This window comes from Shewanella sairae (assembly GCF_023283535.1).
Taxonomy (GTDB): Bacteria; Pseudomonadota; Gammaproteobacteria; order Enterobacterales; family Shewanellaceae; genus Shewanella; species Shewanella sairae.
In genome coordinates, this window is sequence record NZ_JAKILT010000214.1 from 1 (window position 1) to 690 (window position 690).

General features: G+C 38.7%; 1 protein-coding gene. It reads left to right on the forward strand.

The window, feature by feature from the left end; translation table 11 throughout:
• Window positions 1-77 precede the first annotated feature (77 nt).
• Window positions 78-662 carry a DUF2913 family protein gene (locus L2748_RS24240; RefSeq protein WP_248957843.1) on the forward strand — a complete coding sequence of 195 codons (585 nt, stop codon included), beginning with the start codon at window positions 78-80 and terminating at the stop codon, window positions 660-662.
• Window positions 663-690: the final 28 nt, after the last annotated feature.

The window sequence follows — 690 nt, forward strand, 5'->3', positions numbered from 1 at the left end:
GCTAGTTGAAGTAAAAATAGCCTCCAAACGGGCATAATGATAAAATTAAGCATTACTCCCTCACTTTGATACACAGCTTGAATTCTTGCGATATTTTTAGTGACGTGCTCGATAGGGCACTCATTCATCTTTATTTGACCGTGGCTGAAACTAATCGATTTGTGCCTAAACCTAAGCGCAATGAAATATTGGTGCAATTCATCAAACCCACGCTAAAAAATAAATATTACCAATCAGCTAAGAAAGATATTCGCAGTTTGGTTTTACTTGGACGTAATGCGACTTGTGATTTAGAGTCAAAGTTAGTTGAGCTTAGAGATTTATCATTGCGTTATGATAAGAATGCAAGCGATGCAAAACAGCTCTTTAACCTATTGTCGTTAATTGAGAGTGAATTAAACCTCCTCGCTCGTTTTTTGAGTATCTTAAATGGTAGAGAACCGTTGCCGAACGTTATTTATCTATTACAAGAGCATGTTGAGAATGGTTTTATTGAATCAGGTGAACAGGTTGCGCCTGTGTCGCTGTTCTTAGAGTCGGACAAGGTAACGACCCTAGTTGACTTCATTAATGGTACTGGTTTGTTCCAGGCTGAAATGCAGCAACACAATGAAGATGCCAAACAAGGGCATATCGTATTGCACCCTGTAGGTAAAAGGTAAGATATGACGGCTACTGTATATGTTGTTG